We start from the raw sequence: 767 nt of genomic DNA on the forward strand, positions 1-767 counted from the left end.
GTTTTCCAGGCCCTTTTCCTTGGCCTTCTCCAGGGACTGACCGAATTCCTGCCCATCTCCAGCTCCGCTCACCTGATCCTCACCCCGGCGCTGTTCGGCTGGACCGATCAGGGCGTAGGCTTCGACCTGTCGGTGCACGTCGGGACCTTACTGGCGGTTGTGCTCTATTTCCGGAGGGATGTTTTTGGTATTGCCCGGGACGGACTGATTTCCGTCAGCCGCCGCAAAATCGTTGGCCAGGGCGCCCTTGCCTGGTACCTCGTCATCGGCACCATCCCTGCGGGCCTGGCCGGCCTGGCGTTGCTGGATATGATCGACAACGAACTGCGGGCGGTGGAAGTCATCTTCTTCACCACCCTGTTCTTCGGCCTGCTCCTCGGCCTTGCAGACTGGTTGCCCAAACGTCAGCGCACCCTCGACAAACTGAACTGGAAAGACGCCGTCCTGGTTGGCATCGCCCAGGCCATGGCCCTCGTCCCCGGCACCTCCCGTTCCGGCGTAACCATCACCGCCGGCCTGTTCCTGGGCATGACCCGCGAAACCGCCTCCAGGTTCTCATTCCTGTTGGCAATCCCCATCATCGTGCTGGCATCAGCCGTGAAACTGCTGGAAGTGGCAACTTCGGATGTGATCGTCGACTGGAGTGGTTTTCTGATTGGCGGGGTGACTTCATTCCTGATGGCCATTACCGCAATCCACTTCTTCCTTAAGTGGCTCAACAAGGTAGGCATGTGGCCGTACGTTATCTATCGGATTGTTCTGGCGGG

General features: G+C 59.7%; 1 protein-coding gene. It reads left to right on the forward strand.

Going from position 1 to position 767, the window contains the following annotated elements:
- Nucleotides 1-767: undecaprenyl-diphosphate phosphatase (locus B2W52_RS04965; RefSeq protein WP_286801702.1), on the forward strand; the 767-nt coding region annotated here is incomplete at both ends.

The organism is Marinobacter sp. UBA2498 (genome assembly GCF_002341575.1).
GTDB classification, from domain to species: domain Bacteria; phylum Pseudomonadota; class Gammaproteobacteria; order Pseudomonadales; family Oleiphilaceae; genus Marinobacter; species Marinobacter manganoxydans.